1 protein-coding gene is annotated in these 808 nt (G+C 41.7%); it reads left to right on the top strand.

Going from position 1 to position 808, the window contains the following annotated elements:
* Positions 1-20 precede the first annotated feature (20 nt).
* On the top strand, positions 21-808 hold a 788-nt coding region (locus N1032_RS24715; protein WP_259543165.1), incomplete at its 3' end, for a phage DNA encapsidation protein.

The following is an 808-nucleotide window of genomic DNA, read 5'->3' as shown; positions in this document are numbered from 1 at the left end:
AAAAGGGCGTAGCTCTTTACGTGAAAGAAAAACGGCAAATCGCATATGTACGCCGCTGGAAAGAAGATTTAACAGGCCGCCGCGCCGCTACCCTTTTTAGTGGATTAGTTGAAAACGGGGAAGTAACTAAACTCACTCAGGGGGAATTTACCGGAATCCATTATTGGGCAGGTAAATGGTATCTCTGCAATTACGATGAAGCGGGAAAGGCGATTTATGCAGATCAGGATATTATCTGTTTCGCTTTCGCGCTGTCGGATAACGAGCACAATAAATCAACGTCCTACCCTAACGTTGGTATTATTATATTCGATGAGTTCCTTACAAATTCCCTGTATTTAAATGAGGAATTCGTGGCGTTTATGAATACCGTATCTACAATTGTGCGCCGCCGGGAAGATGTTAAAATCTACATGCTGGGAAATACGGTCAATAAATTCTGTCCGTATTTTAAAGAGATGGGGCTGGAGCATATCCAGAAAATGCAACAAGGAACCATCGACGTTTACGCATATGGGAATAGCGCGTTAACAGTGGCGGTCGAATATTGTAAGTCGAATACTGACACGAAAAATAAAGAGGCGAATAAATACTTCGCATTTAATAACCCAAAATTGGAAATGATTACAGGCGGCGCATGGGAATTAAACATGTATCCTCATCTGCCCCACAAATATAAACCGCGGGATATCCTGCTGACGTATTTTATTGAGTTTAACGATAACATCTACCAGTGTGAGGTTATCTCATTGGGGGATGTGTGGTTTACTTACATCCATGTTAAGACTACCCCAATTAAGGGTAAAAA

This window comes from Herbiconiux daphne (assembly GCF_024979295.1).
Lineage (GTDB): Bacteria > Actinomycetota > Actinomycetes > Actinomycetales > Microbacteriaceae > Herbiconiux > Herbiconiux daphnes.
Note: the sequence above shows the minus strand (reverse complement) of the source record. Positions and strands in the feature narration are given on the sequence as shown.